Genomic DNA, 690 nt, shown 5'->3' with positions numbered 1-690 from the left:
TGGTGACAAAAGAGGATTCGCCAGAACACATCGAACTATTGAAAAAACGCGCGTTTAGATATTCAGATCAGCCATGACAAACGAACAGTTGCCACGCAAGCATCAATCTTTAGCAACGCTGATTACGCGCATCATTTTCTTGGTGCTCGGACTTATTACCATTGGTATCTTTATTCAGAGTTACTACTTCAGTAATAAAATCATCAAGCAGGAAGTGATGCTCACCAAACAGCAGACCTCAGCGTTGGTTAAGAGTCTGTTTAATAATCACCTCTCTATTTTGCAAATTCATCATGACAGCAATTCAAAAAATGAGGCGATACGACGTTTTTCCTCGATGGGGACGACGAGACGCTGGAGTRCTATTTCCTGAGCATGGATCAGGCCGATCCCACTCATACGCCAGAGTTTCGCTTTTTAACCACTGGAGAGGGGCTGCTGTGGGATGACGGCAATGCGCATTTTTACGGCGTTAATGAAGTGCTGTTGGAAAAAATTTCGCAAAGTGTCCTGTTTGGCAACAACTGGCATTTTATGTCATTGCATACCCTGATGGGGCTACGCAATATGTTGGTGAGACGCTCTCCTGTTATCGATACGACAACGGGTGAAGTGCTGGGTCAGTATTACATTTCAGTGGTATTGGACAATAACTTCCCATTGGTCGAAATGCTGGAGTCTGGCAGCAAC

1 pseudogene is annotated in these 690 nt (G+C 44.6%); it reads left to right on the top strand.

Features of this window, described 5'->3' with window-relative positions:
- Positions 1 to 73: 73 nt before the first annotated feature.
- Positions 74 to 690: pseudogene (locus CIK04_RS35825) on the top strand (LuxQ periplasmic sensor domain-containing protein); the annotation flags it as partial.

The sequence above is a fragment of the Vibrio sp. 03_296 genome (genome assembly GCF_002265885.1).
Note: the sequence above shows the minus strand (reverse complement) of the source record. Positions and strands in the feature narration are given on the sequence as shown.